This is a genomic window from Streptomyces sp. RLA123 (assembly GCF_056270165.1).
The window spans coordinates 4,073,179-4,099,731 of sequence record NZ_JBWDOR010000003.1; the positions used below are offsets into that span (position 1 = coordinate 4,073,179).

Annotated in this window: 24 protein-coding genes and 2 tRNA genes; 18 read left to right on the top strand and 8 right to left on the bottom strand. The window is 71.7% G+C overall.

The genetic code is table 11. The features are described from left to right. Nucleotides 1-5: 5 nt before the first annotated feature. The 6 genes from RV983_RS18465 (at nucleotide 6) to RV983_RS18490 (ending at nucleotide 4,688) form a co-directional block, all read left to right on the top strand. Nucleotides 6-704: a DUF3566 domain-containing protein gene (locus RV983_RS18465; protein ID WP_475986862.1), complete on the top strand. Its 699-nt coding sequence runs from the start codon at nucleotides 6-8 to the stop codon at nucleotides 702-704. Nucleotides 705-757: 53 nt separating this feature from the next. Continuing rightward, a tRNA-Ile gene (locus RV983_RS18470) sits at nucleotides 758-834 on the top strand. 195 nt (nucleotides 835-1,029) lie between these two features. After that, a complete protein-coding gene (locus RV983_RS18475; protein WP_475986863.1) occupies nucleotides 1,030-1,209 on the top strand; it encodes a hypothetical protein in 180 nt (59 codons plus the stop codon). Between the two features lie 360 nt (nucleotides 1,210-1,569). Then, nucleotides 1,570-1,710 carry a DLW-39 family protein gene (locus tag RV983_RS18480; RefSeq protein WP_319132034.1) on the top strand — a complete coding sequence of 47 codons (141 nt, stop codon included), beginning with the start codon at nucleotides 1,570-1,572 and terminating at the stop codon, nucleotides 1,708-1,710. 156 nt (nucleotides 1,711-1,866) lie between these two features. Further along, the gene (locus RV983_RS18485; protein ID WP_475986864.1) at nucleotides 1,867-3,465 is read left to right on the top strand and encodes a hypothetical protein; all 1,599 of its coding nucleotides are present in this window, start codon (nucleotides 1,867-1,869) and stop codon (nucleotides 3,463-3,465) included. Next, the gene (locus RV983_RS18490; protein WP_475986865.1) at nucleotides 3,462-4,688 is read left to right on the top strand and encodes a hypothetical protein; all 1,227 of its coding nucleotides are present in this window, start codon (nucleotides 3,462-3,464) and stop codon (nucleotides 4,686-4,688) included. Before RV983_RS18485 ends, RV983_RS18490 begins: the two co-directional genes overlap by 4 nt. A gap of 12 nt (nucleotides 4,689-4,700) precedes the next feature. Here the strand turns inward: RV983_RS18490 and RV983_RS18495 are convergent, their stop codons facing one another. Continuing rightward, the gene (locus tag RV983_RS18495; protein WP_475986866.1) at nucleotides 4,701-5,885 is read right to left on the bottom strand and encodes a serine/threonine-protein kinase; all 1,185 of its coding nucleotides are present in this window, start codon (nucleotides 5,883-5,885) and stop codon (nucleotides 4,701-4,703) included. Beyond that, nucleotides 5,878-6,456, bottom strand: coding sequence for a helix-turn-helix domain-containing protein (locus RV983_RS18500; RefSeq protein WP_475986867.1), 579 nt, complete (start codon nucleotides 6,454-6,456; stop codon nucleotides 5,878-5,880). The genes RV983_RS18495 and RV983_RS18500 overlap by 8 nt, the downstream gene beginning before the upstream one ends. A gap of 109 nt (nucleotides 6,457-6,565) precedes the next feature. Here RV983_RS18500 and RV983_RS18505 point away from each other — a divergent pair. The 4 genes from RV983_RS18505 to RV983_RS18520 all read left to right on the top strand — a co-directional run bounded on the left by RV983_RS18505 (nucleotide 6,566) and on the right by RV983_RS18520 (nucleotide 12,116). Then, nucleotides 6,566-6,638 (top strand) — tRNA-Ala (locus RV983_RS18505). A 113-nt stretch (nucleotides 6,639-6,751) separates the two neighbouring features. Beyond that, complete coding sequence (locus tag RV983_RS18510) at nucleotides 6,752-7,126, top strand: VOC family protein (RefSeq protein ID WP_475986868.1); 375 nt, start codon at nucleotides 6,752-6,754, stop codon at nucleotides 7,124-7,126. Nucleotides 7,127-7,161: 35 nt separating this feature from the next. Then, nucleotides 7,162-10,467, top strand: a complete 3,306-nt coding sequence (locus RV983_RS18515; RefSeq protein ID WP_475986869.1) for an AfsR/SARP family transcriptional regulator — start codon at nucleotides 7,162-7,164, stop codon at nucleotides 10,465-10,467. Between the two features lie 56 nt (nucleotides 10,468-10,523). After that, complete coding sequence (locus RV983_RS18520) at nucleotides 10,524-12,116, top strand: MFS transporter (RefSeq protein ID WP_475986870.1); 1,593 nt, start codon at nucleotides 10,524-10,526, stop codon at nucleotides 12,114-12,116. Nucleotides 12,117-12,234: 118 nt separating this feature from the next. Here the strand turns inward: RV983_RS18520 and RV983_RS18525 are convergent, their stop codons facing one another. Beyond that, complete coding sequence (locus RV983_RS18525) at nucleotides 12,235-13,002, bottom strand: DUF5324 family protein (RefSeq protein WP_475986871.1); 768 nt, start codon at nucleotides 13,000-13,002, stop codon at nucleotides 12,235-12,237. Nucleotides 13,003-13,218: 216 nt separating this feature from the next. Here RV983_RS18525 and RV983_RS18530 point away from each other — a divergent pair, with 216 nt between their 5' ends. Both RV983_RS18530 and RV983_RS18535 read left to right on the top strand, forming a co-directional pair. Further along, on the top strand, nucleotides 13,219-13,746 hold the full coding sequence (locus RV983_RS18530; protein WP_475986872.1) for a peptidylprolyl isomerase: 528 nt from the start codon (nucleotides 13,219-13,221) through the stop codon (nucleotides 13,744-13,746). A 74-nt stretch (nucleotides 13,747-13,820) separates the two neighbouring features. Further along, entirely contained in the window at nucleotides 13,821-14,678 is an 858-nt protein-coding gene (locus tag RV983_RS18535; protein ID WP_475986873.1) for a rhomboid family intramembrane serine protease, read from the top strand. Between the two features lie 241 nt (nucleotides 14,679-14,919). On the opposite strand, the gene crgA is transcribed toward RV983_RS18535, so the two are convergent. Beyond that, a complete protein-coding gene (gene crgA, locus RV983_RS18540) occupies nucleotides 14,920-15,174 on the bottom strand; it encodes a cell division protein CrgA (protein ID WP_475986874.1) in 255 nt (84 codons plus the stop codon). A gap of 136 nt (nucleotides 15,175-15,310) precedes the next feature. Between crgA and RV983_RS18545 the strand changes: the two genes are divergently transcribed. The 6 genes from RV983_RS18545 to RV983_RS18570 are packed head-to-tail and all read left to right on the top strand — an operon-like array spanning nucleotide 15,311 to nucleotide 19,839. After that, complete coding sequence (locus RV983_RS18545; protein WP_475986875.1) at nucleotides 15,311-16,078, top strand: DUF881 domain-containing protein; 768 nt, start codon at nucleotides 15,311-15,313, stop codon at nucleotides 16,076-16,078. Next, entirely contained in the window at nucleotides 16,078-16,788 is a 711-nt protein-coding gene (locus tag RV983_RS18550) for a class E sortase (RefSeq protein WP_475990368.1), read from the top strand. The genes RV983_RS18545 and RV983_RS18550 overlap by 1 nt, the downstream gene beginning before the upstream one ends. A 41-nt stretch (nucleotides 16,789-16,829) precedes the next feature. Then, nucleotides 16,830-17,006 carry a hypothetical protein gene (locus tag RV983_RS18555; RefSeq protein WP_475986876.1) on the top strand — a complete coding sequence of 59 codons (177 nt, stop codon included), beginning with the start codon at nucleotides 16,830-16,832 and terminating at the stop codon, nucleotides 17,004-17,006. Beyond that, on the top strand, nucleotides 17,003-17,638 hold the full coding sequence (locus RV983_RS18560) for an aminodeoxychorismate/anthranilate synthase component II (protein ID WP_475986877.1): 636 nt from the start codon (nucleotides 17,003-17,005) through the stop codon (nucleotides 17,636-17,638). Before RV983_RS18555 ends, RV983_RS18560 begins: the two co-directional genes overlap by 4 nt. A gap of 4 nt (nucleotides 17,639-17,642) precedes the next feature. Continuing rightward, nucleotides 17,643-19,079 carry a class E sortase gene (locus RV983_RS18565; protein WP_475986878.1) on the top strand — a complete coding sequence of 479 codons (1,437 nt, stop codon included), beginning with the start codon at nucleotides 17,643-17,645 and terminating at the stop codon, nucleotides 19,077-19,079. A gap of 31 nt (nucleotides 19,080-19,110) precedes the next feature. Then, nucleotides 19,111-19,839 carry a class E sortase gene (locus RV983_RS18570; RefSeq protein WP_475986879.1) on the top strand — a complete coding sequence of 243 codons (729 nt, stop codon included), beginning with the start codon at nucleotides 19,111-19,113 and terminating at the stop codon, nucleotides 19,837-19,839. Nucleotides 19,840-19,926: 87 nt separating this feature from the next. Here the strand turns inward: RV983_RS18570 and pknB are convergent, their stop codons facing one another. The 4 genes from pknB to RV983_RS18590 form a co-directional block, all read right to left on the bottom strand. Beyond that, on the bottom strand, nucleotides 19,927-21,921 hold the full coding sequence (pknB, locus tag RV983_RS18575; RefSeq protein ID WP_475986880.1) for a Stk1 family PASTA domain-containing Ser/Thr kinase: 1,995 nt from the start codon (nucleotides 21,919-21,921) through the stop codon (nucleotides 19,927-19,929). Nucleotides 21,922-22,072: 151 nt separating this feature from the next. Beyond that, a complete protein-coding gene (locus tag RV983_RS18580) occupies nucleotides 22,073-23,536 on the bottom strand; it encodes a peptidoglycan D,D-transpeptidase FtsI family protein (RefSeq protein WP_475986881.1) in 1,464 nt (487 codons plus the stop codon). Continuing rightward, nucleotides 23,533-24,921 carry an FtsW/RodA/SpoVE family cell cycle protein gene (locus tag RV983_RS18585; RefSeq protein ID WP_475986882.1) on the bottom strand — a complete coding sequence of 463 codons (1,389 nt, stop codon included), beginning with the start codon at nucleotides 24,919-24,921 and terminating at the stop codon, nucleotides 23,533-23,535. Before RV983_RS18585 ends, RV983_RS18580 begins: the two co-directional genes overlap by 4 nt. A gap of 28 nt (nucleotides 24,922-24,949) precedes the next feature. After that, a complete protein-coding gene (locus RV983_RS18590; protein WP_475990369.1) occupies nucleotides 24,950-26,533 on the bottom strand; it encodes a PP2C family protein-serine/threonine phosphatase in 1,584 nt (527 codons plus the stop codon). Between the last annotated feature and the right edge of the window lie 20 nt (nucleotides 26,534-26,553).

The window sequence follows — 26,553 nt, forward strand, 5'->3', positions numbered from 1 at the left end:
TAGCCGTGAGTGGAGCCGAGGGCGCCGCGGGTGGGACGGGAGCGGAAGGAGCGCAGCCGATGCCGGCTGCGGCTCCGGACGCGATCGGTGGTGCCCCTGGCTCACGTACGGACAGCGGCCCGCATCAGGGGGGAACCACCGTGACTGACACCCGTCCGCCGCACCACCAGCATGCGGTGCGACAGCAGACGCAGACCTATGGGGCCGTGCCAGGCGCCGCTGAGCAGGCCCCTCAGGGCCCGCACCAGCCGCCGCAGGCGTACGCCCCCCCGGCAGGCCCGCCGGCCACCGCCGGCGTCCGCCAGCCGCGTCCGGCGGCCCGGCAGGTCCCGCGGACCCGCAAGGCCCGGCTGCGGGTGGCCAAGGCCGACCCGTGGTCGGTGATGAAGGTCAGCTTCCTGCTCTCCATCGCCCTCGGTGTCTGCACGATCGTGGCGGTCGCCGTCCTGTGGATGGTGCTCGACACCATCGGCGTCTTCAGCACGGTCGGCGGAACCCTCAGCGAGGCCACCTCGTCCGGCTCGGACGGCGGCTTCGACCTGGTGTCGTTCCTGTCGATGTCCCGGGTGCTGACCTTCACGTCGATCATCGCCGTCATCGACGTCGTGCTGGCCACCGCCCTGGCCACGCTCGGCGCCTTCATCTACAACATGTCGGCGGGCCTGGTCGGCGGCGTCGAGCTGACATTGGCAGAGGACGAGTAACCGATTTTGGGACATGGCCCCGTGTGCGCTAATCTTTCAACGCGACGCAGCGCGGGGCTATAGCTCAGACGGTTAGAGCGCTTCCCTGATAAGGAAGAGGCCACAGGTTCAAGTCCTGTTAGCCCCACCAGCGTGAAGGGCCCCGGGAAATCTCCCGGGGCCCTTCGGCATTTCCCGCCGTGCTCTGTCCGGCGGTCTCGTGGATACCCTGCTCGGGAGCCGCGGCGGTGGTGGCCTACGCCCCCCGGGGGAGGTCGTCGCGCCGTCGAGCGAGATCGGGCGTCACGGGACCGGGGCGTGGCACGTTCCGTTGAACATTGCCGTCGTGCAGGTCGGCGGAGTGGCACTGGCCATCGGTCTCTTCCGGATTCCAGCCGTGTCCGTGGCCACCTGTGGCCAGATGGCCGGGCTGCTGCGCACGGGGGACGAGGCGTCGATGCAAGCCCTGCGGTGGCAGAGCCGGGGAGGTCTCTGTGTCCCCCTGAGCGGTTACGCAGGGCTGTGAACCTTGCGGCGGTCCACCGTCGAGCGGCTCGCCGGACGATGCGCCGGGACACTCCAAACGCTCGCCATGCGGGCCCTGTTGCTTCCGTGGCGGCGCGGTTCCCACTGATCCGGCCGCCGCACTGGTGCCGGACCGGAGCGGTTTCCCGTGGAAACGGCCCGGCCTGGGGAGAGACCCACCGGAGGGAAGGCCGCCGCGGATGACCTGGGCGGCGGGCCTCGGCTTTCATTCGGACGGACCGTTTCCTCACTCGACGTACTACCGTTGGGGTGGATAGACAGATCACCGTTCGATATCGACCGGTGTGTATAGTCGGGCTGGTCGGAGGACCCCCCAACGCAAGAAGGACGAGGTCGCGCGGTGAAGAAGTTGCTCCTGGTCGCACTGGCCGCCATCGGCGGTCTTCTCGTGTACCGCCAGATCCAGGCGGACCGCGCCGAGCAGGACCTGTGGACGGAGGCGACCGACTCCGTTCCCGCCGGTTCCGGCGCGAGCGTCTGAGGCGGGCAAGGCCCGCGTCGCACAAGGTTTCCCGAAGCCCCGGCCACGGTGTGGCCGGGGCTTCGTCGTTGTGCGACCGTGACGGCATCCCCTTGTATTTGCTCTCGCAAATCAATAGCGTCGCCGCAGCCGATGATGTGCGAGGGGGAACGGCGCATGCGACGAGGAAAGGCGCTGCCGGCGCACGGGCACGGGCACGCGACGCGCGCGGTGCCGCTCGTGTGCGCGGTGGGTGTGGCGCTGCTCGCGGCCGGGGTGGCCCCCCTGTCGGTTGTGGACCCGCTTCCGGTGGGCCGTCCGACGGACTTGCGGATGTACGGCCCCGGCAAGCGGCAGGGCTGTGACGACACCCGCCTGTCGCAGCCCGCGCGCCCACGGGACCCGGCGGTCCTGAGAGCCGCTGTGGTGGGCGTGCGGCCCGAGGGGGACACACCCATCGGCCTGTCGCCGCGGGAGTGCAACGCCGGCTCCGGCCACAGCGCCTTCCCCGACATGCCCGAGGCGGCAGTCCTCGTACGGCAGTTGACGCGGGCTTCGCCACCCACTGCGGACGCGTACCGGCTGCGGGGCCGGGAGGTCGGCGGGGGCGGCGGCGCCAAGACCGCTCCGCGCCTGACCCCCGGTCAGTACACCGACACCATCGGGCCCGGCGAGACGCGCTGGTACGCGGTGGACCTGGATGCCGCGGCCACGGCCGACCTGGCGGTCACCGCGGTTCCGCGTGCGGGCGCCGAGGTCTCCCACGGGGACGGGATCGAGCTGCGGCTCGCCGCCCCCGGCGCGTACTCCACGGCCTGCGGCACGGACTTTGTTCACTTCGGGCAGGACGAGGGCGCCATGCCGCTCAGCGGCGCCGTCAGCCGCGTCCCGTCCGCCGACGGGCACGGCGGCTGCGACACGGCCGGACGCTACGCGCTGTCCGTGCACCGCACCGGGGACGCGGGCTCGGACCGCGCGCGCTGGCCGGTCGAACTGCGCTACGGCGCCGAGGCACCGCTCGCCGCCGGGACCACCCCGGCGCCCGCCGTGACGCGGTTCGGTGACGTACCGGACGCGGTGGCCGGGACGCCCCGGGACGTCGAGGGCGGCACCGGCTTCAACGACGCGCTGCGGCTGCGCAGGGGCGTGTGGCGCGACGCGCTGCTGCCCGGGCAGACCCGCTTCTACAAGGTGCGGGTGGGCTGGGGACAACGGCTGGTGTATGCGGCGGAGTTCGCCAATGAGCCGGTGCCGGAGGCGGACGGGCCCGTGGTGGCGTCCTTCGTGGCGACCGCCGCGTACGGGCCGCAGCGGCAGCCCGTGGAGGACGCCTCCGGTGTCCCGCAGCGGCGGTCCTACTCCGGGCGTCCCGTGTCGGTGGGGCTCGGCACGGTGCCGGTGACGTGGACCAACCGCTGGGTCGCCGCGGGCGCCGCCCCGGGGGTCCGTGCGAGTGGTGACTACTACGTCGCCGTGTCGCTCGGGCCGGGCGCGGCGCGCCTCGCGCGGAGCTCGGCGGTGGGGGTCGTCCTGCGCGTGGACGTGGCAGGGACGGAGTTGTCCGGTCCGCAGTACAAGGCGGCCGCGCGGGGCGCCGGTTCGCCTTCCGGGGCGGCCGCGAAGGACATCGCGGCGACCACGCCGGCCAGCGGTGCGGACAGGGGAGGATTCATGACCGCGGGCGACGTGCTCGCGGCGGGAGCGGGCGGCGCGGTGGCGCTCGCGGGTGTCGCGGCGGTGGCCGCACGGAGCCGGCGGCGGAGGGACGGGGCGTGATCCGCAGGACGATGGCGGCCGTGGTGGCCGCGTTCCTGTTGGCGGCCGGGCCGGCGGGAGCGGCCTTCGCCGACTCCGCCGCCCCGGCCTGGCAGCCGCGGGGCGAGGTTGTACAGGGCGAACCGAGCACGGCCGACGCCCCGCAGCTCACGGCCGGTGTGCTGTACCGGGACACGCTGCCGCCGGGCGAGGGCGCGCGGCACTACGCCGTCCAGCTCGACGCGAAGAGCTCGGCCTACCTCGCCGTCTTCGTGCTTCCCGAGCCCGGCAGCGAGGTGGCGTTCGGCGACGGGGTGGACCTGAGCCTGGAGAGCACCGACGGCACCCGCTGCGACAGCGACCACCGCACCTTGTCCAGCGACGGCGCCGCCCGTCCGCTGGGCACCGCGGTCACGCGGACGATCGGCGCGGACGAGCCGTGCCAGGAGGCCCATGCCTACGTCCTGTCCGTGACCCGCAAGTCGGCGGGCACTTCCGACCCGGCGCCGTGGCCGCTGCAGATACGCCTCACGACCGAACCGGGGCTCGTCCCCGGTGCCACGCCGGGGCCCGCCGCGAGTGCGGGCACGCGGACCCCCGTGCCCGCGGCCGGCACCGCGCGCGGGACACGCGGCGGCACCGACTTCGCCGGGGCGGCGGAGCTCGGCGCGGGTGTGTGGAAGGACCTGGTGCGGCCGGGGCAGACCCGTTTCTACAAGGTGCCCGTGGAATGGGGGCGGCAGGCGTGGATCGACGCCGAGTTCGCCAACGCGCCGGTGACGAGGGCCGGCGGCTTCGCGGCCTCGGGCGTGCGGGTGGAGGTGTACAACCCCCGCTGGGGATTTGTCGGCGGCGCCGCCGGCACGTACGCGGGGAAGCAGACCTCCGTCACGGCGACCACCGGAACGGTCGCCTACGCCAACCGCTGGGAGGCCGGCGGCGAGGTCTCCGCGGCGTGTTGCGACGGCCCGTACTACGTGGCGGTCACCGTCCACCGGGACGTCGCGGGATTCGTGCGCGGCGCGCTCCCCGTCACCCTGCGGGTCGGGCTGGAGGGCGAGGCACGGGCCGCTCCCCGGTACGACGGCGATCCCACCGCCGACCTCGGCCTGCCCGGGGAGGACGGTTCCGGGGGTGAATCGGCCCTGCGGCTGGCCGGGTTCGCCTCGCTGGGCGCCGGGACCGTACTGCTGCTGTCCCTGGCGGTGTGGGCAGCCTCCGCCCGGCGGCGAGCCGACGGGTGATCCGGCGCGGCCTCAGGAGGACGCCGCGAGCGCCCAGATGCCGAAGGCGAAGCACAGCGCGGCCACCAGCAGCACGGGCACGACCACGCCGGTGGCGGGGCCGGGACGCCGGGCCGCGGCAGCCGGCACGGCGCGCGGGGCCGGAAGGGGCGGTGCGCCCGCTCCGCCGGCGGTCGCCGTGTACGGGGGCGTGGGCGCCGGGGTGACCGGGGGCTGCGTCGGCGGGGTCGGCGGGGTCGGGTCGGACGACGTGACCGCGGCCGGCGGCATCGGCGGCGGCAGCCGGAAGCTGCCGGTGTCCTCCGCGGCCGGTGCCCGGTGCACCGGGCCGTCCGGGGTGAAGCCCCCGGGCAGCGGGCCGATCTGGTCGAAGACCTCCACCGGTTCCTCGCCCGGGTCCGCCTCCGGCAGCAGTTCCACGGCAGCGGCCAGCGCTTTGCGGGCGCCGGACGCGGTGCGGAAACGGGCCTCGGGGTCGGGCTGCAGCAGGGTTCCGACGACATCCCACAACGGCCCGGGGACGCCGAGCGGCGCCCGCGGCTTCCCGTGCGCGTACTGGGTGACGATCGCCTCGGCGTCCGGCTTGACGCCGCCCAGCAGGTAGAGCGCGACCAGCCCCGCTGCGTACAGGTCGGCGGGGAAGTCCGGGTCGGCGCCCATCATTTGCTCGGGCGCGAAGTAACCGGGCGTGCCGACCACGTAGTCGGCGGCGGTCAGACGGGGCTCGCCCTTGCGCATCGCGATGCCGAAGTCCGACAGCCGCAGGTGCGGGCTGCCGGTGCCGGTCGCCTCCATCAGGAGGTTCGCCGGTTTGATGTCCCGGTGCACCACGCCCTCGGCGTGCACCGCGGTCAGCCCGGACAGCAACTGGTCCAGCAGAGCGCACACATAGCGCGGGGGCAGCGGTCCGTAGTCGCCGATGAGGTGCGCCAGCGAACCGCCGCGCACCAGGTCCATGGTGAACAGGACCTTGTCGTCGTCGGCGGCCCAGCTCGCGGGGGCCAGGACATGCGGGTGGTCGATGCGCAGGGCCTGCTCGCGGACGAAACGCAGCAGGGCGTGGGCGTCGCTCTGGTGAAGGACCTTGGCCGCCACGTAGCGGCCGCGCCGCCGGTCCCAGGCCCGCCACACCGCGCCCGAACCGCCGCGGCCGACCGGGTCGACCAGCTCGTACCGGCCCGCGAAGACCTCACCCATGTCCTGCGTCCGCCCCCTGTGCCCGTCGCCGCTGCGTCTCGTAGTGCCGGACCGCGTCCTCGGCGGGCCCGACGCCGTACACACGGAGGAAGTCTGCCAGCTGTGGATGGGCCGGGGCGAGGGAGTCGGCGGCTTCGGCGATCTCGGCGGGCGGCGCCGTCGCGCGCAGCAGCGTGCGCAGCTCGTGGACGACGCGGCGTGCGGGCGGCATCTGCTGCCCAGTGGTCGAACTCTGCGTCGTCCCCAGTACCGAGGAGCCCTCGGACCGTCGGATCTCCTCCATCCGGCCGGCCGCCTCCACGGGGGTCACGATCCCCCCGGCGGCCTCCGCGCCGAGTTCGCGCAGCGCCTGGAGCCGCTGCACGACCGACGGATTGCCGATCTTGGCCCGCTGGCCGCTCATCAGCTGCGACAGCATCGGCGCCGACAGGCCCAGGACCCCGGCCAGCCGTGCCTGGTTGAGTGCCAGATCGGCCATCAGCCGCCTGAAGAGCTCCCCGAGCGGCTCGCCGTACCAGGTGCGCTGCATCTCCCGGACGCGTGCGGTGGCATCCTGCTGAGAGGTGTCCATGCGGGCTCCTGACGGGTGACCTTTGCGGCCGCGAACTTGCCCGTCATCCTACGGACACCGATACTCGGTCGGTGATCGTCGTGGCAGCCGGTACGCTGGTCTGCGGCACGGGGCCTTAGCTCAGTTGGTAGAGCGCCGTCTTTGCATGGCGGATGTCAGGGGTTCGACTCCCCTAGGCTCCACAATCCCCGACCGGGCCGGAACCTCATCGAGGTCCCGGCCCTTCGTGTTTCCGCCCCGGTCCTCCCGCCCCGTTCACAGGGCGGCCCGCCCGCCGCCTCGGCATGCTGGAGCCATGTTCGGAAAAACGAGAGCGTTCAGCGGCTTCGCCGTGGACGACATCGACAAGGCCAGGGAGTTCTACGGGGACACGCTGGGGCTGGACGTCGGCGAGGAACACGGACGGCTGACCCTGCGGATCGAGGGCGGCACCAGGGTGCTGGTGTACCCGAAGCCGGGCCACACCGCGGCGTCGTTCACCGTCCTGAACTTCCCCGTCGACGACATCGACCGGGCGGTGGACGAGCTGGTCCGGCGCGGTGTCGCCTTCGAGCGCTACCCAGGCTTCGAGCACGACGAGAAGGGCGTCGCCCGCGCCACCGGCGGCCCGGCGATCGCCTGGTTCACCGACCCGGCGGGCAACATCCTCGCCGTCCTTCAGGAGGACTAGCCCGTCCGGGTGGACGGTGCGGCACAATCGGCGGCGTGCGGTTCGGCATTCTGGGGGAGACGCGGGCTCTGCGGCCCGACGGGGAGACCGCTTCGGCGGGCGGGCCCGGCCGGCGCGCGCTGCTCGCGATGCTGCTGCTGGAGGCCGGGCGGATCGTCAGCACCGAGCGCCTGATCGACGGACTGTACGGCGAGGAGCCCCCGGCCGGCGTGGGCAACGCGCTCCAGTCGCAGGTCTCCCGGCTGCGTTCCGCGATCGGGGCGCCCGTCGAGAGCCACCCCGGTGGATACCGGCTCGCCGTGCCGCGGGACGAGGTCGATGTCCACCGCTTCGAGCGGCTTGCCGCCGAGGGCCGGGGGGCGCTGGCCGCCGGTGAGCGCACGCGGGCGGCCGGGCTGCTCCGTGAGGCGCTCGGGCTGTGGCGGGGGTCCGCTCTGTCGGACGTGGGCGACGCCCCCTTCGCCGGGCCGCAGATCACCCGTCTGGAAGAGCTGCGCGTCGCGACAGTGGAGGACCGGATCGCCGCGGACCTCGCGCTCGACCCGCACCGGCACGGCGAGCTGGCGGCCGAGCTGCGTGAGCTGGTGGCCGCGTATCCGCTCCGCGAGCGGCTGCGGGCCCAGTTGATGCGGGCGCTGTACAGCTGCGGGCGCCAGTCCGAGGCGCTGGCGGTGTACGAGGACGCGCGTCGTGAGCTCGCCGACTCCTTGGGCGCCGACCCCGGACCGGAACTCGCGGAGACGCATCTGGCGGTGCTGCGCGGCGACCCGGGCCCGAGTGTCGGCACGGTGCCCGTTTCCCTCGGTTCGGGTGTTTCACGTGAAACACCGCCCGCTGCGCCCCCGCCTCCGCGGCACGCGCTGCCGGCCCAGCTCACCAGCTTCATCGGGCGGGAGGAGGAGCTGCGGCGGATCGGGTCGCTGCTGACCGGCGCACGGCTGGTCACCCTGGTCGGGCCGGGCGGTGCGGGAAAGACCCGGCTCGCCGTCGAGGCGGCGGACCGGTATGCCGGGGAGGCGTGCTTCGTCGATCTGTCCGGGCTGACCCACGGCTCCGCGGTGCCGCAGGCGATCGCCGGGGCGCTGGGGCTGCGCGAGGCGGGCCCGCTGTCCTCCGCAGGCCGGGAGGCGGGGGCTCCCGGTCCCCTGGCACGGCTCACCGCGGCGCTCACCGATCGCGATCTGCTGCTGGTGCTGGACAACTGCGAGCACCTGATCGACGACGTGGCCCGCCTCGCCCATGGCCTGCTGTCCGCCTGTACCGGCCTGCGGGTCCTGGCGACGAGCCGGGAAGCGCTGGGGATCACGGGGGAGGCCCTGTCACCGCTCGCGCCGCTCCCGCTGCCCGAGGAGGGGGCGGATGACGCCGCCGTGCTCGCCTCTCCCGCGGTCCGGCTGCTCACCGACCGGGTCGCGGCGGCCGGATCCGCCGAGAGCTTGCAGGACCCCGGGACCGCCGCCCGTATCTGCCGGGCCCTGGACGGCATACCGCTCGCCATCGAGCTGGCCGCCGCCCGCCTGCGCTCGTTGTCGGCCGCCGAGATCGCCGACCGGCTCGACGCCCTCCCGGGGGCCACCGGCTCCGGGGACCGCTTCCGGTTGCTGTCCCGCGGCAGCCGTACCGCCACCCCGCGCCAGCGCACCCTGCGCGGGGTCGTCGACTGGAGCTGGGAGCTGCTGTCCGAGGAGGAACGGACCGTTTTGCGCCGGACGTCCGCCTTCGCCGGCGGCTGGACCCTCTCAGCCGCCGAGGCGGTCTGCGCAGGACCGGCGGACCAGGCGGCGGGCACCCCGGTGATCGGCTCCGACGATGTGCTGGACCTGCTCGCCTCACTCGTCGACAAGTCACTGGTCGTCATCCACCGTCCCGAGGCCGGTGCCGCCCAGGGGACGCGCTACCGGCTGCTCCAGACCATCCGCGCCTATGCCGCGGACCGCGCGGCGGAGGCCGGCGAGACCGAGCGGCTGCGGCGCGCGCACGCCGGGTACTTCCTCGACCTGGCCCTGACCGCGGACCCCCATCTGCGGCGCGCCGAACAGCTCGACTGGCTGGCCCGCCTGGCCGCCGACCACGACAACCTGCACTCCGCCCTGCGCGGCGCGGTCGCCGCGGGGGACATCGCCGCCGCCCTGCGGCTGCTCGCCTCCCTGTGCACGTACTGGATGCTCCGCGGCATGCGCTACGAAGGCGCCCAGCCCGCGGCCGAACTCCTCCGGGCGACCGGGACGGGCCCGCCGGAGGGGCTGGACGAGGAGTACGCGCTGTGCGTCATGACGGCCGCGGCCGGTACCCCGGACCAGGGAGAACTGGCCGCGCACTTCGCCTCCGTGGCCGAGGTGGTACGCCGGCTCGGCGGCCTGCCGCGCCGGTTCCCCGTGCTCAATCTGCTGTGGGCGCCGTTCTCCGGCGTCCCCGACACCGAGACGTACGCGGTGTACCGGCGAGAGCTGGCGAGGCAGGCCGAGGAACCCTGGCAGACCGCGCTCATGCACATCGGCTCGGGATTCCAGCTGTGGATGGTGGAGGGCGACATAGACGCGGGACAGGCTGAGTTCACCGCCGCGCTCGCGGCCTTCCGCGCACTCGGCGACCGGTGGGGCACCATCATGGCGCTCACCCAGCTGGCCTGGCTCGCTGGAGTCCGCGGCGATCTGCCGCGCGCCCTGCGCCTCGTGGACGACGCGCTGACCGTCGCGCGGGAGATCGGCGCCACGGAGAACGTCGCCGAACTGCTCGGCGAGCGCGGCAAGAACGCCGTCCGCGCGGGCCGTCCCGACCGGGCCCGCGCCGACTTCACCGCGTGCCTGGATCTCGCCCGCAGGTCCGGCGCCCGGGAGATGCTCGCCGGCGCCCACCTGGGTCTCGGCGAGTGCGCGCGGCTGGAGGGCGACCTCGCCGAAGCGCGCCGGCTGTGCGAACTGGCCCTGTCCGAGTGCCTGACCGGCTGGTACACCGGCGAGGGCGCACGCACTGAGACGCTCATCGCGTTGGGCCGGATCGCCCTGGCGGAAGGCCGTCCCGAGCAGGCCCGCGCACGTTTCCTGGAAGCCGCCGACCCCGCGCACGGCGCACGGAACCTGCCCCTGGCGGCAGCCCTCGCCGAGGCCCAGGCCGACCTCTCGCTCGCCGAGGGCGACCACGACGCGGCCGCGGAACGCCTCGGCATCGCCCGCGCCCTGCGCGGCCCGTCGGTCCCCGCGCTCCCCGGGACCGACCGCACCGACGCCGTCGTACGGGCCGCCCTGGACTCCCCCTCCTACGAGGCGGCGTACGCGCGCGGCGCGCGGCTCCCCGTGGACCGGGCCCTGAGGGCGCTGACGGGCCCGGCCGCCGGCGCGTAGCAAGCGGTCAGCGCGCGGTGCGCGACCGGTCAGCGTCCCCGGCCACCGTTGCGCCCATGACGACGACACACACCGCACCGACACCGCGGGCCCCGGGCCCCGCCCGCCACCGGTGGGCCGCGCTGGCCGTCTGCTGCCTGGGCGCCGTGCTCCTCGGCATCGACAACAGCGTCCTCAACTACGCGATCCCGTCCCTGCTCAGGGACATGCACCCGAGCGGCACCCAGATCCTGTGGATCTCCGATGTCTACGGTTTCGCCATGGGCAGCCTGCTGGTCGTCATGGGCAACCTCGGCGACCGTCTCGGCCGCAAGCGCCTGATGCTGCTGGGCGCCGTCGCCTTCGGCGTCGCCTCACTGCTCACCGCGTACGCCCCCGACCCCGGGCTGCTCATCGCCGGGCGGGCCCTGCTGGGCGTGGCCGGCGCGATGATGGTGCCCTCGACCCTGTCCCTGCTGCGCCATGCCTTCACCGATCCCAAGGAGCGCACCACCGCGATCGGCATCAGCAGCGGCATCGGCGCGGCGAGCTTCGCCCTCGGACCGGTCGTCGGCGGGCTGCTGCTGGACCACTTCTGGTGGGGCTCGGTGTTCCTGGTCAACGTTCCGCTGATGGCCGTCGTCCTGGTCGCCGGGACGCTGGTGCTGCCCGAGTCGCGCAATCCGCGCCCCGGGCGGCTGGACTGGCCCGGTGTCCCCCTGTCGGTCATCGGTGTGCTGGGTGCCATCTACGCGATCAAGACCGGCTTCCGGGACGGCGCGGGCCACGCACCGGTGTGGATCGCGGCGGCGGTGGGGGTCTCGGCCCTGCTGCTCTTCGTCCGCCGTCAGGGCCGCGTGGAGGAGCCGCTGATCGACCTGGGGCTGTTCCGCAACCCCGCCTTCAGCGGTGCGGTCGGCGCCAACCTGGTGATGATCTTCGCGTCGTCCACGCTGTCGCTGGCCTTCGCGATGTACTTCCAGACCGTCCGCGGCTGGTCGCCGTTCACCGCGGGCCTGGCGCTGCTGCCCGGTCCGCTCGCCGCCGCCTTCGCCGCGCCGCTCGCCACCGCGCTGATCCCGCGCATCGGCCGGGCCAGGGTCGTCGCCCTGGGTCTCGTCCTGGTGGCCGCGAGCACCGCGGTCCTCGGGCAGCTGTCCGACCCGGGCACGCCCTACGGGGAGTTGCTGGCGCCGCTGGCCGTCAACGGTATGGGGATCATCCTGATCGTCTCGGTCACCAACGACACGATCCTGGCGAGCGCCCCCAAGGATCGCACCGGCGCGGCCGCTGCCGTCTCGGAGACCGCGATGGAGATGGGCGGGTCGCTGGGCATCGCCGTCCTCGGCTCCGTGCTCGGCTCGGTCTACCGCGACGCCCTGGTCCTGCCCGCCGGGCTGCCGGACGGAGCGGCACGGGCCGCCCGCGAATCGGTCGGCGGTGCGGTCGAGGCCGGTACCCGGATCCAGGGGGCGGCGGGGACCGCGCTGACCGAGACCGCCAGGGACGCGTTCTGCCACAGCATCCAGGTCACGACGCTGGCCGGCGCGGTGCTCATCGCCTGCGGCGCGGTCGGGGCCCGCTGGGCCCTGCGCGCGGTGCCCGTGGAGATCCACGACCCCGAGGCGGAGCCGGAGACCGCTGATCAGGTCGTGCCCGCGCGGCAGTGAGTCCGTACGCGACGCGGGAGGGCGGCGGACCGCACGGTCCGCCGCCCTCCCGCGTCATGAGGGGCTCACGCGGCGGTGGTGCCGGCACCGCACCGCCGCCGCTGCTCCGGGCCCCGCCTCAGGGATACGTCTCCCCGTTGCCGGGGCGGTCCTTCGAATCGGCCTCGGCCTGCTTGGCCTGCACCTCGGGGTCGAGGGCGTCGACGGGGGAGCCGTCGACCTTGCCGAAGGCGGCGTCGGAGCCGACCCCGCCGTTGAGCGAGGCGCGGTCGGCGACCTCGGTGGCCGGCGCGGGCTCCACCAGCCAGTCGGGATTGGTCTGCCTGCTCCACCACTTCCAGGCCGCGAATCCGCCGCCCGCGACCAGGCCCACCAGCAGGAAGCCCCTGGCGAAGCGCCCGGTGCGGGCGCGCCGCACCTGGCGGCGCTCCAGTTTGCGGATGTCGTCGGCCGTGACATGGCTACGCAGTACGGCGACCGCCGCGGCCGCCCGGACCGCCGCCTCCTCCGCGGCCGGCTGGGCGACCGCGCGGACCGTGCTGACCGCCTGCTCCACGCGCGGGGCCGTGTAGTCCGCCGCCTGCCGGGCCGTCCTGCGGGTCCGCTGAGCGGCGGTGCCGACGGCCTGCTGCACTCCCGGTGGCACTGCCGCCAGGGCCTGGTCGACGCGCGACGCCAGATGGGCGTCGTACTGCAGACGGGCCGCGTCGCGGGCCTGCAGGGCGGCCGAGGACACCCTGGGTGCCAGATACAGCCGCGCCTCGTCCGCGTAGTGCGCGGCGCCGCCCTTCGCTGTGTCGGCGTACGGCGCCACCACGTCCGCGGCGTGTCGCACGCTGTTCCTCGTCCTTCCGGCTGCGTCGCGCACGCTGTCGATGCGGGTCACGAGAACCTCCTCCTCGGTGGCGTTACGTTTTCGCCTTTCCACCCGGTTTGAAATCATGCCCGTGACGACGGGGAACGGCATGTGCGTACGGGCATCCGGGTCAAGCCGGCGTCCGCCCGGGGTACCGCCGCGAAGCCGGTCCGCGACGGGGCGCGGCAGAAGCTCCGACGTGCGAGGATTTGTCCCTGTCGTCGAGGACTGATGGAAGGTAGACCCGTGGCCGAGCAGCTCCACGCCACCCTGAGGACCAACCACGGGGACATCACCATCCGGCTCCTGCCGGACCACGCGCCGAAGACCGTCCAGAACTTCGTCGGGCTCGCCGAGGGCACCCGCGAGTGGACCGACCCGCGCACCGGTCATCGGTCCACGGAGCCCCTCTACGACGGCACGATCTTCCACCGCGTCATCTCCGGCTTCATGATCCAGGGCGGCGACCCGCTGGGCAACGGCACCGGCGACCCGGGCTACCAGTTCGGCGACGAGTTCCACCCCGAGCTGGCCTTCACCAGGCCGTACCTGCTGGCCATGGCGAACGCGGGGCCCGCGACGAACGGCTCGCAGTTCTTCATCACCGTGTCCCCCACGACCTGGCTGACCCACAAGCACACCATCTTCGGCGAGGTCGTCGACCCGGCCAGCCAGAAGGTCGTGGACGCCATCGCGGCCACGGTGACCAACCCTCGCACCGACCGCCCGGTGGAGGACGTCGTCATCGAGAGCGTGGCCGTCGAGCGCCGGTAGGGCGTCCCCGGGAACTCAACCGCCCTGCCCGTCCGTCTGATGTGCGGGGCGATTCCGCGGTGAAGGGCTGAGAGATGACCGACCAGACGGTCCGCTGCTACCGGCACCCGGACCGGGAGACCGGCATTCGGTGCTCGCGCTGCGAGCGGCCCATCTGCCCCGAGTGCATGGTCAACGCCTCGGTCGGCTTCCACTGCCCCGAGTGTGTGCGCGACGCGCGCCGGGAGACGCAGGCCGCCGGGCCGCGCACGGTGGCGGGCGGCAGCGTGACGGGCGACCCGCACCTGGTGACCAAGATCCTCATCGGGCTGAACCTGGCGGTCTTCCTGATCGTCAAGGCGGTCGGCGAGCAGGTGGTGAACAAGCTGGCGCTGATCGGCCGGGCCTGCAACGACTTCGGCACCAACTGCATCGGCGTCGCCGAGGGCCCGGACCAGTGGTACCGGCTGATCAGCTCGACGTTCCTGCACCAGGAGCTGTGGCACATCGGCTTCAACATGCTCTCGCTGTGGTGGATCGGCGCTCCGCTGGAGGGACTGCTCGGCCGCGCACGCTATCTCGCGCTCTATCTGATCGCCGGGCTGGGCGGCGGTGCGCTGGTCCTGCTGCTGGCGCCGAACGTGGGCTCGCTGGGCGCCTCGGGTGCGATCTACGGACTCTTCGGTGCCATGGCCGTCTTCATCAAGCGGCTCCGGATGGACATGCGCCCGGTCCTGATCCTGCTGGGGCTGAACCTGGTGTTCACGTTCTTCTGGGCGGGCATCAGCTGGCAGGCCCACATCGGGGGCCTGGTCGCCGGTGCCCTCGTGGCGGTGGGGATGGCGTACGCGCCGCCCGCGCGCCGTTCCGCGGTGCAGTGGGGGACGGCCGCCGCCGTGCTGGTTGCGGTGCTGGTCGTCGCGTGGGTGGGCGTCGCAAGAATCACCGGCTAGGCCGTAACCCGCTCTGTTGATCTGACGTTATCCACAGAGACGGACAGGCCCCCTGTGCATTCTGTGGGCACGTCGTGCCCGGGCCCGCACACACCGTGTCTGACCTGCAAGATCAATGAAAGACCGGTGGCCCGTACATCGGACCACCGGTCACACCGGCGTCAACCCGGTAGTGGTTATCCACAGATCGTGCGACCTTTTCAACACTGTGGATGACGGTTGTGGATAACTGTGCGATCGACTACTTCCACTGCGTGGAGACGACGAAGCCACCCGCGATGAAGCCGAAGCCCACGGCGATGTTCCAGTTGCCCAGCTGCTCCACGGGCCAGTTGCCCTGCGTCACATAGAAGATGACGATCCACGCCAGACCGACGAGGAAGAGCGCCAGCATCAACGGCGCGACCCAGCCCCTGCCGGTGCTCAGCTTTATGACGGCGGTCTTCGCCGGCGGCGGGGTGAAGTCTGCCTTCTTGCGGATCCGTGACTTCGGCACGAGGAACTCTCCTGTCGATGCGCTGCGTGACCGCGCGGGTGACGTGTGGTGGGATCTGGCGGGCGGCGAGGCGAACCAGGCCGCCAGGCGTCCGTTAGCGTAGTGCTTCCAAGGGTTGGAAGGAGATAAGGCTACGGTGAGTACTCCGGTCCACGCCTCCCCCACCCGCCGATCTGCCCGGTCTGTGGTGCTTCGCCTGCTCAGCGGGGCTGTTTTCGCACTTGCCGGGCTGCTGTTCTGGGTGAGTTTCGACACTGCCAAGGGTGTGGACATCCGCACCGACGAGCCCCTGCTGCGCCTGTCGGACCGGGTCCAGGAGAAGAGCCGGCAGAACGAGAAGCTCGACAACGAGCTCTCCGGGGTGCGCAAGGACGTCGATTCCCTCGCCCACGCCGACAGCGGGGTCAGCGACGCCACCCGTGAAAGGCTCGACCGGCTGTCCGCCGAGGCGGGGACGAGCAAGCTGAGCGGCCCCGCCGTCTCCGTCACCCTCAATGACGCGCCGCCGGACGCCACGCCGCTCGTCCCCGGCGTGCCCGACCCCCAGCCCAACGACCTCGTGATCCACCAGCAGGACCTTCAGGCCGTCGTCAACGCCCTGTGGGCGGGCGGCGCCTCGGGCATCAAGGTCATGGACCAGCGGCTGATCTCCACCAGCGCGGTGCGCTGCGTCGGCAACACCCTCATCCTGCAAGGGCGTGTCTACTCGCCGCCCTACAAGATCACGGCGGTGGGCGACCCCGGCAAGCTCCACAAGGCGATCGACCGGAGCCCCGCGATCCAGAACTACCTGCAGTACGTCAACGCCTACGGACTCGGATGGAAAGTCGAGGACGACAGGCGGGTGACTCTGCCCGGCTACTCCGGCACAGTGGATCTGCACTACGCCAAGCCTGTGGGGTGATCGCCGTGCGCCTGGTGGTGCGGACGCTGAGCGAGTTGTGCGTCACCGCGGGCGCGCTGATGGTCCTCTTCGTGGTGTATGTGCTCTTCTGGACCGGCTTACGGGCCGACAGCGCCATGGACGGCGAGGTCCACCGGCTCCAGGACAGCTGGGCGACGCAACCGGCCGGCTCGGCACGGCCGTCCACCGCGCACAAGGTGCCGGACTCCGGGAAACCCGCTCCTCAGGTGACGCCGTATCCACAGGGCAGGGCGTTCGCCGTCATGTACATCCCCCGCCTCGGGCGCGCCTGGCGCAAGCCGGTGCTGCAGGGCACGGAGACCGGCACCCTCAAGCGGGGTCTCGGCCACTACGCGGACACCGCGCGCCTCGGCGGAGCGGGCAACTTCGCCGTCGCCGGCCACCGCCGCACCTACGGGGACCCGTTCAAGGACTTCCCGCGGCTGCGCAAGGGCGACGAGGTCGTCCTCACCGACGGCCGCACCTGGTACACGTACGAGATCGACCGCGCACCCTACCGCACGGTGCCCACCGACGTCGCGGTCGTCGACCCGGTGCCGGCGAAGTCCGGCTACACCGTTCCCGGGCGCTATCTGACCCTGACCACGTGCGATCCCGAGTGGGGTCACAGCCACCGGCTCGTCACCTGGGGGCACCTGGAATCCGCACAGCCTGTGGAGGACGGCGTGCCCGAGGGACTGTCGGGCTAATCTTGGCGTGGCACGGGCAGCAGGGAGCAGGAAGGCAGCGCATGTACGGCTTCATCTGGAGGCACCTGCCGGGCAACGCGTGGGTGAAGGCGGCGATCTCGCTCGTCCTCGCCCTCGCCGCCGTGTACGTCCTCTTCCAGTACGTCTTCCCGTGGGCGGAGCCGCTGCTCCCCTTCAACGACGTGACCGTCGACCAGGGGATGGCGGCGGTACGGTGAGCGCCCGCATCCTCGTCGTGGACAACTACGACAGCTTTGTCTTCAACCTGGTCCAGTACCTCTACCAGCTGGGTGCCGAGTGCGAGGTGCTCCGCAACGACCAGGTCGCCCCCGCCCACGCGCAGGACGGCTTCGACGGGGTCCTGCTGTCGCCGGGACCAGGCACCCCGGAAGAGGCCGGGATCTGCGTGGACATGGTGCGGCACTGCGCGGCCACCGACGTCCCGGTCTTCGGTGTGTGCCTCGGCCTGCAGTCCATGGCGGTCGCCTACGGCGGGGTCGTGGACCGGGCGCCCGAACTGCTGCACGGCAAGACCTCCCCGGTGTTCCACGAGGGGCGCGGGGTCTTCGCCGGGCTGCCGACGCCCTTCACCGCCACCCGGTACCACTCCCTGGCAGTCGAACGTGACACCCTGCCGGAGGAGTTGGAGGTCACCTCCTGGACGGAGAACGGCATCGTGATGGGCCTGCGGCACCGCACCGCCCGGGTGGAGGGCGTCCAGTTCCACCCGGAGTCGGTGCTCACCGAATGGGGACACCGGATGCTCGCCAACTGGCTGGCCGAGTGCGGCGACCAGGACGCCGTCGAGCGTTCCGCGGGCCTCGCGCCTGTGGTCGGAACCAGGGCGTGATTGCGTGACCGCGCATCGGCACTTCGGTGACACCGCCGAATTCGCCGCCGCGGTGGAGGGGTTGGCCGACCCGCTCAACGACCCGCTGCCGAACCCCTCGCGGCGCGCGGATCGGCCCGAGGAGCCCCCGGTCCAGGAGCAGGAGCCGCCGGCCCAGGAACCGCGGCGGACACCCGAGGAGAGCCAGGTGCTCGCGCAGGGGAAGTACGCGCCGCCGGCCCCGCGGCACGCGCAGCCCTCCGGGTACGAGCCGGCGGCCCCGGCGGCGCCCGCCCAGGCCCCGACCGCTCCGGCCCCCCCCGCTCCGGTTTCCGTCCCGCCGTGGGAGGAGCAGGCGCCGCAAGCGCCTGAAGGCGCCCGCGTCGTACGCAGGCGGCCCACCGAGGAAGAGCGGGACGCCGCCCGTCGCAGGGCGGCCGGCGCCCCCGGCGACACGATGGCGATGCCCGTCGTGGACGCCCCGGGCCCCGTCCCGCGCCGCGGCACGGGCACGGGTGACGGGGACGGGCCGGAGGAGAAGCCCGAACCGCCGCGCCCGGAACGCGAGGACGAGAGCGTCCTCGCCGTCGGCGGGCGCGCCGCCCGCCGCAAGGCCGCCCAGGAGGCCGCACGCCGCGGCGGCAGAGGACACAGGCGTTCCGGTGTCAACCCGGGCGCCCAGGACGCCACAGGGGCGCTCACGGCCCCGGACGCGTCCACTCCGGCGATCGCGTCGCCCCCCGGCTCCCGCCTCGAGGCGCGGCGCGCGGCCCGTGCGGCCAAGGAGAGCCCCGGAGTGATCGCCAGCCGCGTCGTCGGCGAGGTGTTCATCACCTTCGGCGTGCTGATGCTGCTGTTCGTCACCTACCAGCTGTGGTGGACCAACGTCCTGGCCCACCAGCAGGCCGGCGGGGCCGCCAACAACCTTCAGAAGCAGTGGGAGGGCGAGAAGGCGACGCCCCGCGATCCTGGCGCGTTCTCGCCCGGCCAGGGCTTCGCGATCATGTACATCCCCAAGCTGGACGTGAAGGCCCCCATCGCCGAGGGCACCGACAAGCACAAGGTGCTCGACAAGGGCATGATCGGCCACTACGACGGTCAGTTGGAGACGGCGATGCCCTGGGACAAGCAGGGCAACTTCGCGCTCGCCGCCCACCGCAACACCCATGGCGAGCCGTTCCGCTACATCAACAAGCTGGTCGACGGCGACAAGGTCGTCGTCGAGACGGAGTCGACGTACTACACGTACCAGGTCACGAGCATGCTGGCCTCGACCCCGCCGTCCAACACCTCCGTGATCAAGCCGGTCCCCAACGGATCCGGCTTCAGCAAGCCGGGCCGCTACATCACATTGACCACCTGCACACCGGAGTTCACGAGCAAGTACCGGCTGATCGTCTGGGGCAAAATGGTCGAGGAACGGCCGCGTGCCAAGGGCAAGCCGGACGCGTTGGTCGAGTAGGCCGGGGACGTACGCACAGATCGGGGCAGCGGTGTCGACCACCCAGCAGGACCACCACCGGGAGACCGCGCCGTACCCGCGGCGTACCCGCGACGGCGTCGCCGCCGTCGTCAGCCTGATCGGTGAACTCCTCATCACCGCGGGACTGGTGCTCGGTCTCTTCGTCGTCTACTCCCTGTGGTGGACCAACGTCCTGGCCGACCGCCAGGCCAAGCACGACGGCGACGCTGTCCGCCGCCAGTGGGCCGCCGAGCAGCCGGGCAAGCTCGACACGAAGAACGGCATCGGCTTCCTGCACGTCCCCGCCATGGGCAAGAACTTCGAGGTCCTGGTCCGCAAGGGCACCAACACCGATGTCCTCAACGAGGGCGTCGCCGGCTACTACACCGACCCCGTGAAGTCGGCCATGCCGTGGGACAAGCAGGGCAACTTCACGCTCGCGGCCCACCGCGACGGCCACGGCGCCAAGTTCCACAACATCGACAAGATCAAGAAGGGCGACCCGGTCGTCTTCGAGGACCGCGACACCTGGTTCGTCTACAAGGTCTTCGCCGTCCTCCCCGAGACCTCGAAGTACAACGTCAAGGTCATCGACCAGATCCCCCGTGAGAGCGGCAGGACCAAGGCGGGCCGCTACATCACGCTCACGACCTGCACCCCGGTCTACACCTCCCGCTACCGCTACATCGTCTGGGCCGAACTCGTCCGCACCCAGAAGGTCAACGCGAAGCGGACGCCTCCGGCGGAGCTCGGCGGCTGATCCGGCCGGCACGGCAAAGGGAAGGGGCCCCGGACATCGTGTCCGGGGCCCCTTCCCTTTGCTCTCGCCGGGCCGGCGTCGGCAGCGTCAGCCGCCGTTGCCGCCGTCGATGAAGCCTCCGCCGCCGTTGTTCCCGCCGCCGTTCGGGTCCTGGACGTAGATCGTCAGGGTGTCGCCGGGCTTCATCTGGGTGCCCTGGCCCGGGTTCTGGTTCTGGACGACGGCGGCGTCGTTCGCGTTGGGCGGGAGAACCACCAGGTTCAGTCCCAGCTCGGCTGCCATGCCCCTCACCTGGCCGACCGTCTGGCCCTGAAGGTTCGGGATCGCGTTGGTGGACGGCGGCTTCGCGATGACCAGGTTGACCGTGTCGCCTGCCTTGACCGTGTTACCGGCCCCCGGGTCCGTCCTGATGACCGTCCCCGCGGCGTGGTCGGCCGACTCCTCCTCGCTGGAGGTCACCTGCAGACCGTCCGCCTTGAGGATCTGGGTGGCCTCGTCCTTGCTCTTGCCTTCCACGTTCTTGATCGTGACCTCTTCGGGCGCCACCGCCACGGTCAGCGTGATCGTCGCGCCCTTGGCCCGCTTCTCGCCACCGTTCGGGTCCTGCTTGAGGACCGTTCCCTCCTCCTTGTCGGAGGTCTGGGACTGCTTGTCGACCTCGAAGCCCGCATCCTTCAGCGTCTGTTCGGCGTCGTCGAACTTGTCCCCGGTGACGTCGGGGACGTCGATCTTCTCGGCACCCTTGGAGAGGTTCAGGGTGACCGTCTGATCCTTGGGGATGCTCGCGTTGGGGTCGGCCGACTGCTTGCAGACGTTGCCCTTGGGCTGGTCGGCGCAGAAGACCGTGTCGCCGAAGGAGATCGTCACGTCGGCGTTCTTGGCCTTGGTCTCCGCCTCGGCCTTGGTCACGCCGACGAACGCCGGAACGGAGACCGTGCCGGCCGCGCCGTTCTTCCCGGAGAAGATCGCCTTGCCCATGAAGATCGCGCCGATGAGGACCAGGACGGCCGCGACGACGAGCAGGATGGTCGAGGTGTTGCTCTTCTTGGGCTTGCGCCGGCCACTGCCGCCGGGCCCCTGCTGGTCGTAGCCAAAACCGCCGTCGTCGTCGCGCATGGGCGGCAGCATCGAGGTGCCCGCGTCGTGCTGCGGCGGCATGGCCGTGGTGGCGGAGTCGTTGCCGTAGCCGCCGTAACCGCCGCCGTAGCCCACGGCGCCGAGGGCGACCGTGGCGCCGACGGGCTGGCCGTCGAGGCAGGCCTCGATGTCGGCGCGCATCTCGTCGGCGGACTGGTAGCGGTAGTCCGGGTCCTTGGTGAGCGCCTTGAGGACGATGGCGTCCATATCGGGGCTGACCTCGGGGTCGTACACGCTCGGGGGCTGCGGCTCCTCCCGGACGTGCTGGTACGCCACCGCGACCGGCGAGTCGCCCACGAAGGGCGGCCGAACGGTCAGCAGCTCGTACAGCAGGCAGCCGGCCGAGTAGAGGTCGGAACGGGCGTCGACGGTCTCGCCCTTGGCCTGCTCCGGTGAGAGGTACTGCGCGGTGCCGATGACGGCCGCGGTCTGCGTCATCGTCATGCCGGAGTCGCCCATGGCGCGGGCGATGCCGAAGTCCATGACCTTGACCTGGCCCTGGCGCGTCAGCATGACGTTCGCGGGCTTGATGTCGCGGTGCACGATGCCGGAGCGGTGGCTGTACTCCAGTGCCTGGAGGATGCCCACCGTCATCTCGAGCGAGCGCTCGGGCAGCAGTTTGCGGCCGGAGTGCAGCAGCTCACGCAGGGTGGACCCGTCCACGTACTCCATGACGATGTACGGGATGGAGACCCCGTCGACGTAGTCCTCGCCGGTGTCGTACACCGCGACGATCGACGGGTGGTTCAGCGAGGCGGCCGATTGGGCCTCACGGCGGAACCGGGCTTGGAAGGACGGGTCACGGGCGAGATCCACCCGGAGCGTCTTCACTGCGACGGTGCGGCCGAGCCGGCTGTCGTGGGCGATGTACACCTCGGCCATACCACCGCGGCCGAGCACCGAGCCCAGCTCGTACCGGCCGCCGAGGCGACGCGGCTCTTCCATAGCGCTTGCCCTTCCTAAACCGTCCGTGTGGCTGCTCGGGCATACCGTACCCGCCGCCGCGTACCGATCCCGGCCCTGGCCGGTAGCCGATATACGACCGGTATCGCAACGTGCGTTTTCGCGCACATAAAGAGATACGGCGTGACCGGCATCACTTGTTCAGCACGGCCTCCATGACGCTCTTGGCGATCGGGGCCGCGAAACCTCCACCGGAGATGTCGCCGCGATTCGCGCTCGCGTCCTCGACGACCACGGCGACCGCCACCGGCGAACCGGAGTCCGTCTTGGCGTATGAGATGAACCACGCGTAAGGACTCTCACTGTTGTCGATGCCGTGCTGCGCGGTACCGGTCTTGCCACCCACGGTGACGCCGGAGATCTGTGCGTTCTTGCCCGTGCCGTCGGTGACGACGGTCTCCATCATCTGCTGGAGCTTCTGGGCGTTCTCCGGGCTCAGCGGCTGGGAGAACTCCTTGGGCTTGGTGTGCTCGACCACGGCGTTGCTCGGTGCCCGCAGCTCGCTCACCATGTAGGGCTGCATCAGCGTGCCGTCGTTCGCGATCGCGGAGGCCACCATCGCCATCTGCAGCGGGGTGGCGGCGGTCTCGAACTGGCCGATGGAGGACAGAGCCGTCTGCGGCTTGTCCATGGTCTTGGAGAAGTTGCTCGCCGCGGTGCGGACCGGGATGAAGAGCTCCTGGTTGAAGCCGAACTTCTGGGCCTCGTCGAGCATCTTGTCGCGGCCGAGGTCGGCGCCGACCTTGCCGAAGACCGAGTTGCAGGAGTACTGCAGGGCCACCCGGAGCGTGGCGTTCTTGCAGGGGATGGACCCCTCGTTCTTCAGCTCCTGGTGGTTGGTGTCCGGGAGGATGTACGGCACCGGCGAGTCCGTCGGGTCGTCGATGTTGCTGTACAGCCCGTTCTCCAAGGCGGCGGCCGCCGTGACCACCTTGAAGGTCGAGCCCGGAGGGTAGGTCTGGCGCAGTGCCCGGTTCAGCATCGGCTCGTCCGGGTTGTTCTCCTTCAGCAGCGAGCCCCAGGCCTTGCTGTCGTTCTTGGAGTTGCCGGCGAAGGAGGACGGGTCGTACGACGGCGTGCTGGCCAGCGCGAGGATGGCGCCGGTCCTCGGGTCGATCGCGGCGACCGCGCCCTTCTTCTTGCCCAGGCCTTCGAAGGCGGCCTTCTGCGCCTTGGCGTTCAGCGTCGTGACGACGTCGCCGCCCTGCTTCTGCTTGCCGGACAGGATGTCGACGGTGCGCTTGAAGAAGAGCCGGTCGTCGTCGCCGGTGAGGATCGAGTCGTAGATCGACTCAAGCTGGGTGGAACCGAAGGCCTGGGACGCGTAGCCGGTGACCGGCGCCCACAGGGGGCCGTCCTTGAAGGTCGCCTTGTACCGGAAGTCGCTGCCGTTGGTCTCGGAATGGCCGGTCACGGCCTTGCCGTCGACGAGTATGTCGCCGCGCGGGCTCGCGTACTGGTTGATCGCGACCCGGCGGTTGTTCGTGTCGGTCCTGAGCTCGTCGGCCTGCACGAACTGGACGTAGTTCACCCTGATCAGGAGGGCGAGCACGAGCAGCCCGCAGAAGATGGCGACTCGCCGGAGGGGCTTGTTCACTGGACGCGCACCACCTGGGTCGGCTCGGCATCGGGGGACGATGCGGGGGTCGGCGCCGGACGGCGCGCGGTGTCGCTGATTCTGAGCAGGATCGCCACCAGCGCCCAGTTGGCGATCACGGAGGAACCACCTTGGGCGAGGAAGGGCATCGTCATACCGGTCAGCGGGATCAGGCCCGTGACACCACCGGCCACGACGAACACCTGGAGCGCGAAGGCGCCGGACAGGCCGATCGCCAGCAGCTTGCCGAAGGGGTCGCGGGCGGCCAGCGCGGTGCGGGCGCCGCGCTCCACCAGGAGTGCGTAGAGCAGCAGTATGGCCATCAGTCCGGCCAGGCCCAGTTCCTCGCCGACGGTGGCGAAGATGTAGTCGCTCTTGGCGGCGAAGCCGATGAGCCGGGAGTACCCCTGGCCGAGGCCGGAGCCGAAGAGGCCGCCGGAGCCGAAGGCCCACATGGCCTGGGCGGGCTGGCTGGGCCCCTGTCCGGCCTCGATGGTGCGGAACGGGTTGAGCCAGTCCTCGACACGGCCGTGGACGTGCGGCTCGAAGCTGCCGACGACCACCGCGCCGCCCACGGACAGCAGCAGGCCGAACACGATCCAGCTGGTGCGCTCCGTGGCGACGTAGAGCATGATCACGAAGAGGCCGAAGAAGAGCAGCGAGGTGCCCAGGTCGGTCTCGAAGACCAGGATGAGGATGCTGAGGGCCCAGATCACCAGAATCGGGCCGAGGTCGCGGCCGCGGGGCAGGTACATGCCCATGAAGCGGCGGCTGGCGAGCGCGAGCGCGTCCCGCTTGACCATCAGGTAGCCGGCGAAGAAGATCGCGATGATGATCTTGACGAACTCGCCGGGCTGGATCGACATCCCGGCGATGGTGATCCAGATCCGGGCGCCGTAGACGGGCTTGAAGAAGACGGGGAGGATCAGCAGGACGAGCGCGACCACCATCGAGATGTAGGTGTAGCGCTGCAGGATGCGGTGGTCCTTGAGGAAGATCAGCACGCCCAGGAAGAACGCGACTCCCAGGGTCGACCACATCAGCTGCGTGGGCGCGGAGGATCCGCCGGGCAGCGAGGGCTCCTGGTCCAGGCGCCAGATGAAGACCAGACCCAGGCCGTTGAGCAGGGTGGCGATCGGCAGCATCAGGGGGTCCGCGTACGGCGCGAACTTGCGCACCACAAGGTGCGCGACACCGGCGATGGCGCCCAGGCCGAGGCCGTAGGCGAGCATGCCCGCCGGCAGGGAGCCGTTCTTCGCCAGGCCCACGTTCGCGTACGCGAAGACCGGGATCAGCACCGCGAAGGCGAGAAGTGCGAGCTCTGTGTTGCGACGGCTCGGCGCGCCGACGGATGTGATGGTCGTGGTGTTCGTGACAACGCTCATGCTGGACTGACGGCCCTCCTGCAGACTGCTAGCTGCCCGTGGGGCACTGCTGGGCCAGCGCCTGGTCCTCGGCGGTGAGGGAGGGGCTGGTCGACGGACTGGTGGTCGCGCCCGCGGACGGGCTGCTGGGGGGCGTGGTCGCGGTTCCGCCGGCGGTCGGGGAGCCCGTGGGGGTGCCCGTCGGGTTGCCCGTGGCCTTGCCGGAGGCGGTGCCCGCGCCCTTCTGCTGGTCCTTCTTGGCCTTGTCGGCGGCGTCGGCGCGGGCCTTGTCCAGGGATTCCTTGGTCTGGCAGACCTTGGCCTGGTGCTCCAGGTCGTCCGCGGTCTTGCGGGCGTCGGCCAGGTCGCCGGCGGCGATGGTGGCCGTCACGTACTTCCGCTGGTTCTGCGGTAGGTACTTGAGTTCGATGCCAGGGCGGTCCTCATGGACCTTCGACAGGTTGACCCAGGCCAGCTTCTGCTCGATGCCCTGGTAGATCGCCGCGTGGTCGCCCTTGACCCCGACGTAGAACTGCGTCTGCGTCCAACGGTACGCGCCGTACAGGCCACCGCCGACGACGCCGATGACGACCAGCAGCACGAGGGACCGCTTGAGCCACCGGCGCGACTTCACCGGCTTGTCGAGTTCCTCACCCTCGAAGGCGCCGAAGCTGCCCATGGACGCGCCGGCCGCGGGGTCGGCGCTGCCGGGCGGGCCGAAGGCGCCCTCGGGGGCCGGCGGGCGGCCGAGCTCGGAGGCGCGGCCGGCCGGGGTCTGGAGGTGGCGCGGGTCGGACACCGGGAGGTGGTGACGGCTGTCGGCGACGGCGCCCACGACGACGGGCGTGTCGTGCAGCTGCACGGCCAGGGTGTCCCCGTCGTCGATGTCCAGGACGTCGGCGACGATGCAGGTGATGTTGTCGGGGCCGCCGCCGCGCAGGGCGAGCTGGATCAGCTCCTGCACGGTCTCGGCGGGCGCCTGGTACCCGGCGAGGGTGTCCTCCAGCGTCTGGTGGCTGACGACGCCGGACAGACCGTCCGAGCAGATCAGGTACCGGTCGCCGGCCCGGACCTCGCGGACGGACAGGTCGGGCTCGACCTGGCCGCGGCCGTCGAGCGCGCGCATCAGCAGCGAGCGCTGCGGGTGCGTGCCGGCCTCCTCCTCGGTGATCCGGCCCTCGTCGACCAGCCGCTGCACCCAGGTGTGGTCCTGGGTGATCTGGGTCAGCACGCCGTCGCGCAGCAGATACGCGCGCGAGTCGCCGACGTGCACGAGACCGAGGCGCTGACCGGTCCAGAGCAGGGCCGTGAGCGTGGTGCCCATGCCCTCCAGCTGGGGGTCCTCCTCGACCATGACGCGCAGCTGGTCGTTGGCCCGCTGCACGGCGGTGGCGAGCGAGGTGAGGATGTCCGAGCCGGGGACGTCGTCGTCGAGCGTGACGAGGGTGGAGATCACCTCGGACGAGGCGACCTCACCGGCGGCCTGGCCGCCCATGCCGTCGGCAATGGCGAGCAGCCGCGGGCCGGCGTAGCCGGAGTCCTCGTTGCCCTCCCGGATCATTCCCTTGTGCGAGCCGGCGGCGAAGCGCAGCGACAGAGTCATGCGCACCTCGCCCGTCGGCTCCGGGTACATCCGCACGCTGCCCACCCTCT

What these genes read in the sequence shown, in the direction of transcription:
- RV983_RS18485 (WP_475986864.1), top strand. Translation starts at nt 1,867, where the DNA reads ATGCGACGAGGAAAGGCGCTGCCGGCGCACGGGCACGGGCACGCGACG.
- RV983_RS18495 (WP_475986866.1), bottom strand. Translation starts at nt 5,885, where the DNA reads ATGGGTGAGGTCTTCGCGGGCCGGTACGAGCTGGTCGACCCGGTCGGC.
- RV983_RS18500 (WP_475986867.1), bottom strand. Translation starts at nt 6,456, where the DNA reads ATGGACACCTCTCAGCAGGATGCCACCGCACGCGTCCGGGAGATGCAG.
- RV983_RS18510 (WP_475986868.1), top strand. Translation starts at nt 6,752, where the DNA reads ATGTTCGGAAAAACGAGAGCGTTCAGCGGCTTCGCCGTGGACGACATC.
- RV983_RS18520 (WP_475986870.1), top strand. Translation starts at nt 10,524, where the DNA reads ATGACGACGACACACACCGCACCGACACCGCGGGCCCCGGGCCCCGCC.
- RV983_RS18535 (WP_475986873.1), top strand. Translation starts at nt 13,821, where the DNA reads ATGACCGACCAGACGGTCCGCTGCTACCGGCACCCGGACCGGGAGACC.
- RV983_RS18555 (WP_475986876.1), top strand. Translation starts at nt 16,830, where the DNA reads ATGTACGGCTTCATCTGGAGGCACCTGCCGGGCAACGCGTGGGTGAAG.
- pknB (WP_475986880.1), bottom strand. Translation starts at nt 21,921, where the DNA reads ATGGAAGAGCCGCGTCGCCTCGGCGGCCGGTACGAGCTGGGCTCGGTG.
- RV983_RS18585 (WP_475986882.1), bottom strand. Translation starts at nt 24,921, where the DNA reads ATGAGCGTTGTCACGAACACCACGACCATCACATCCGTCGGCGCGCCG.
- RV983_RS18590 (WP_475990369.1), bottom strand. Translation starts at nt 26,533, where the DNA reads ATGTACCCGGAGCCGACGGGCGAGGTGCGCATGACTCTGTCGCTGCGC.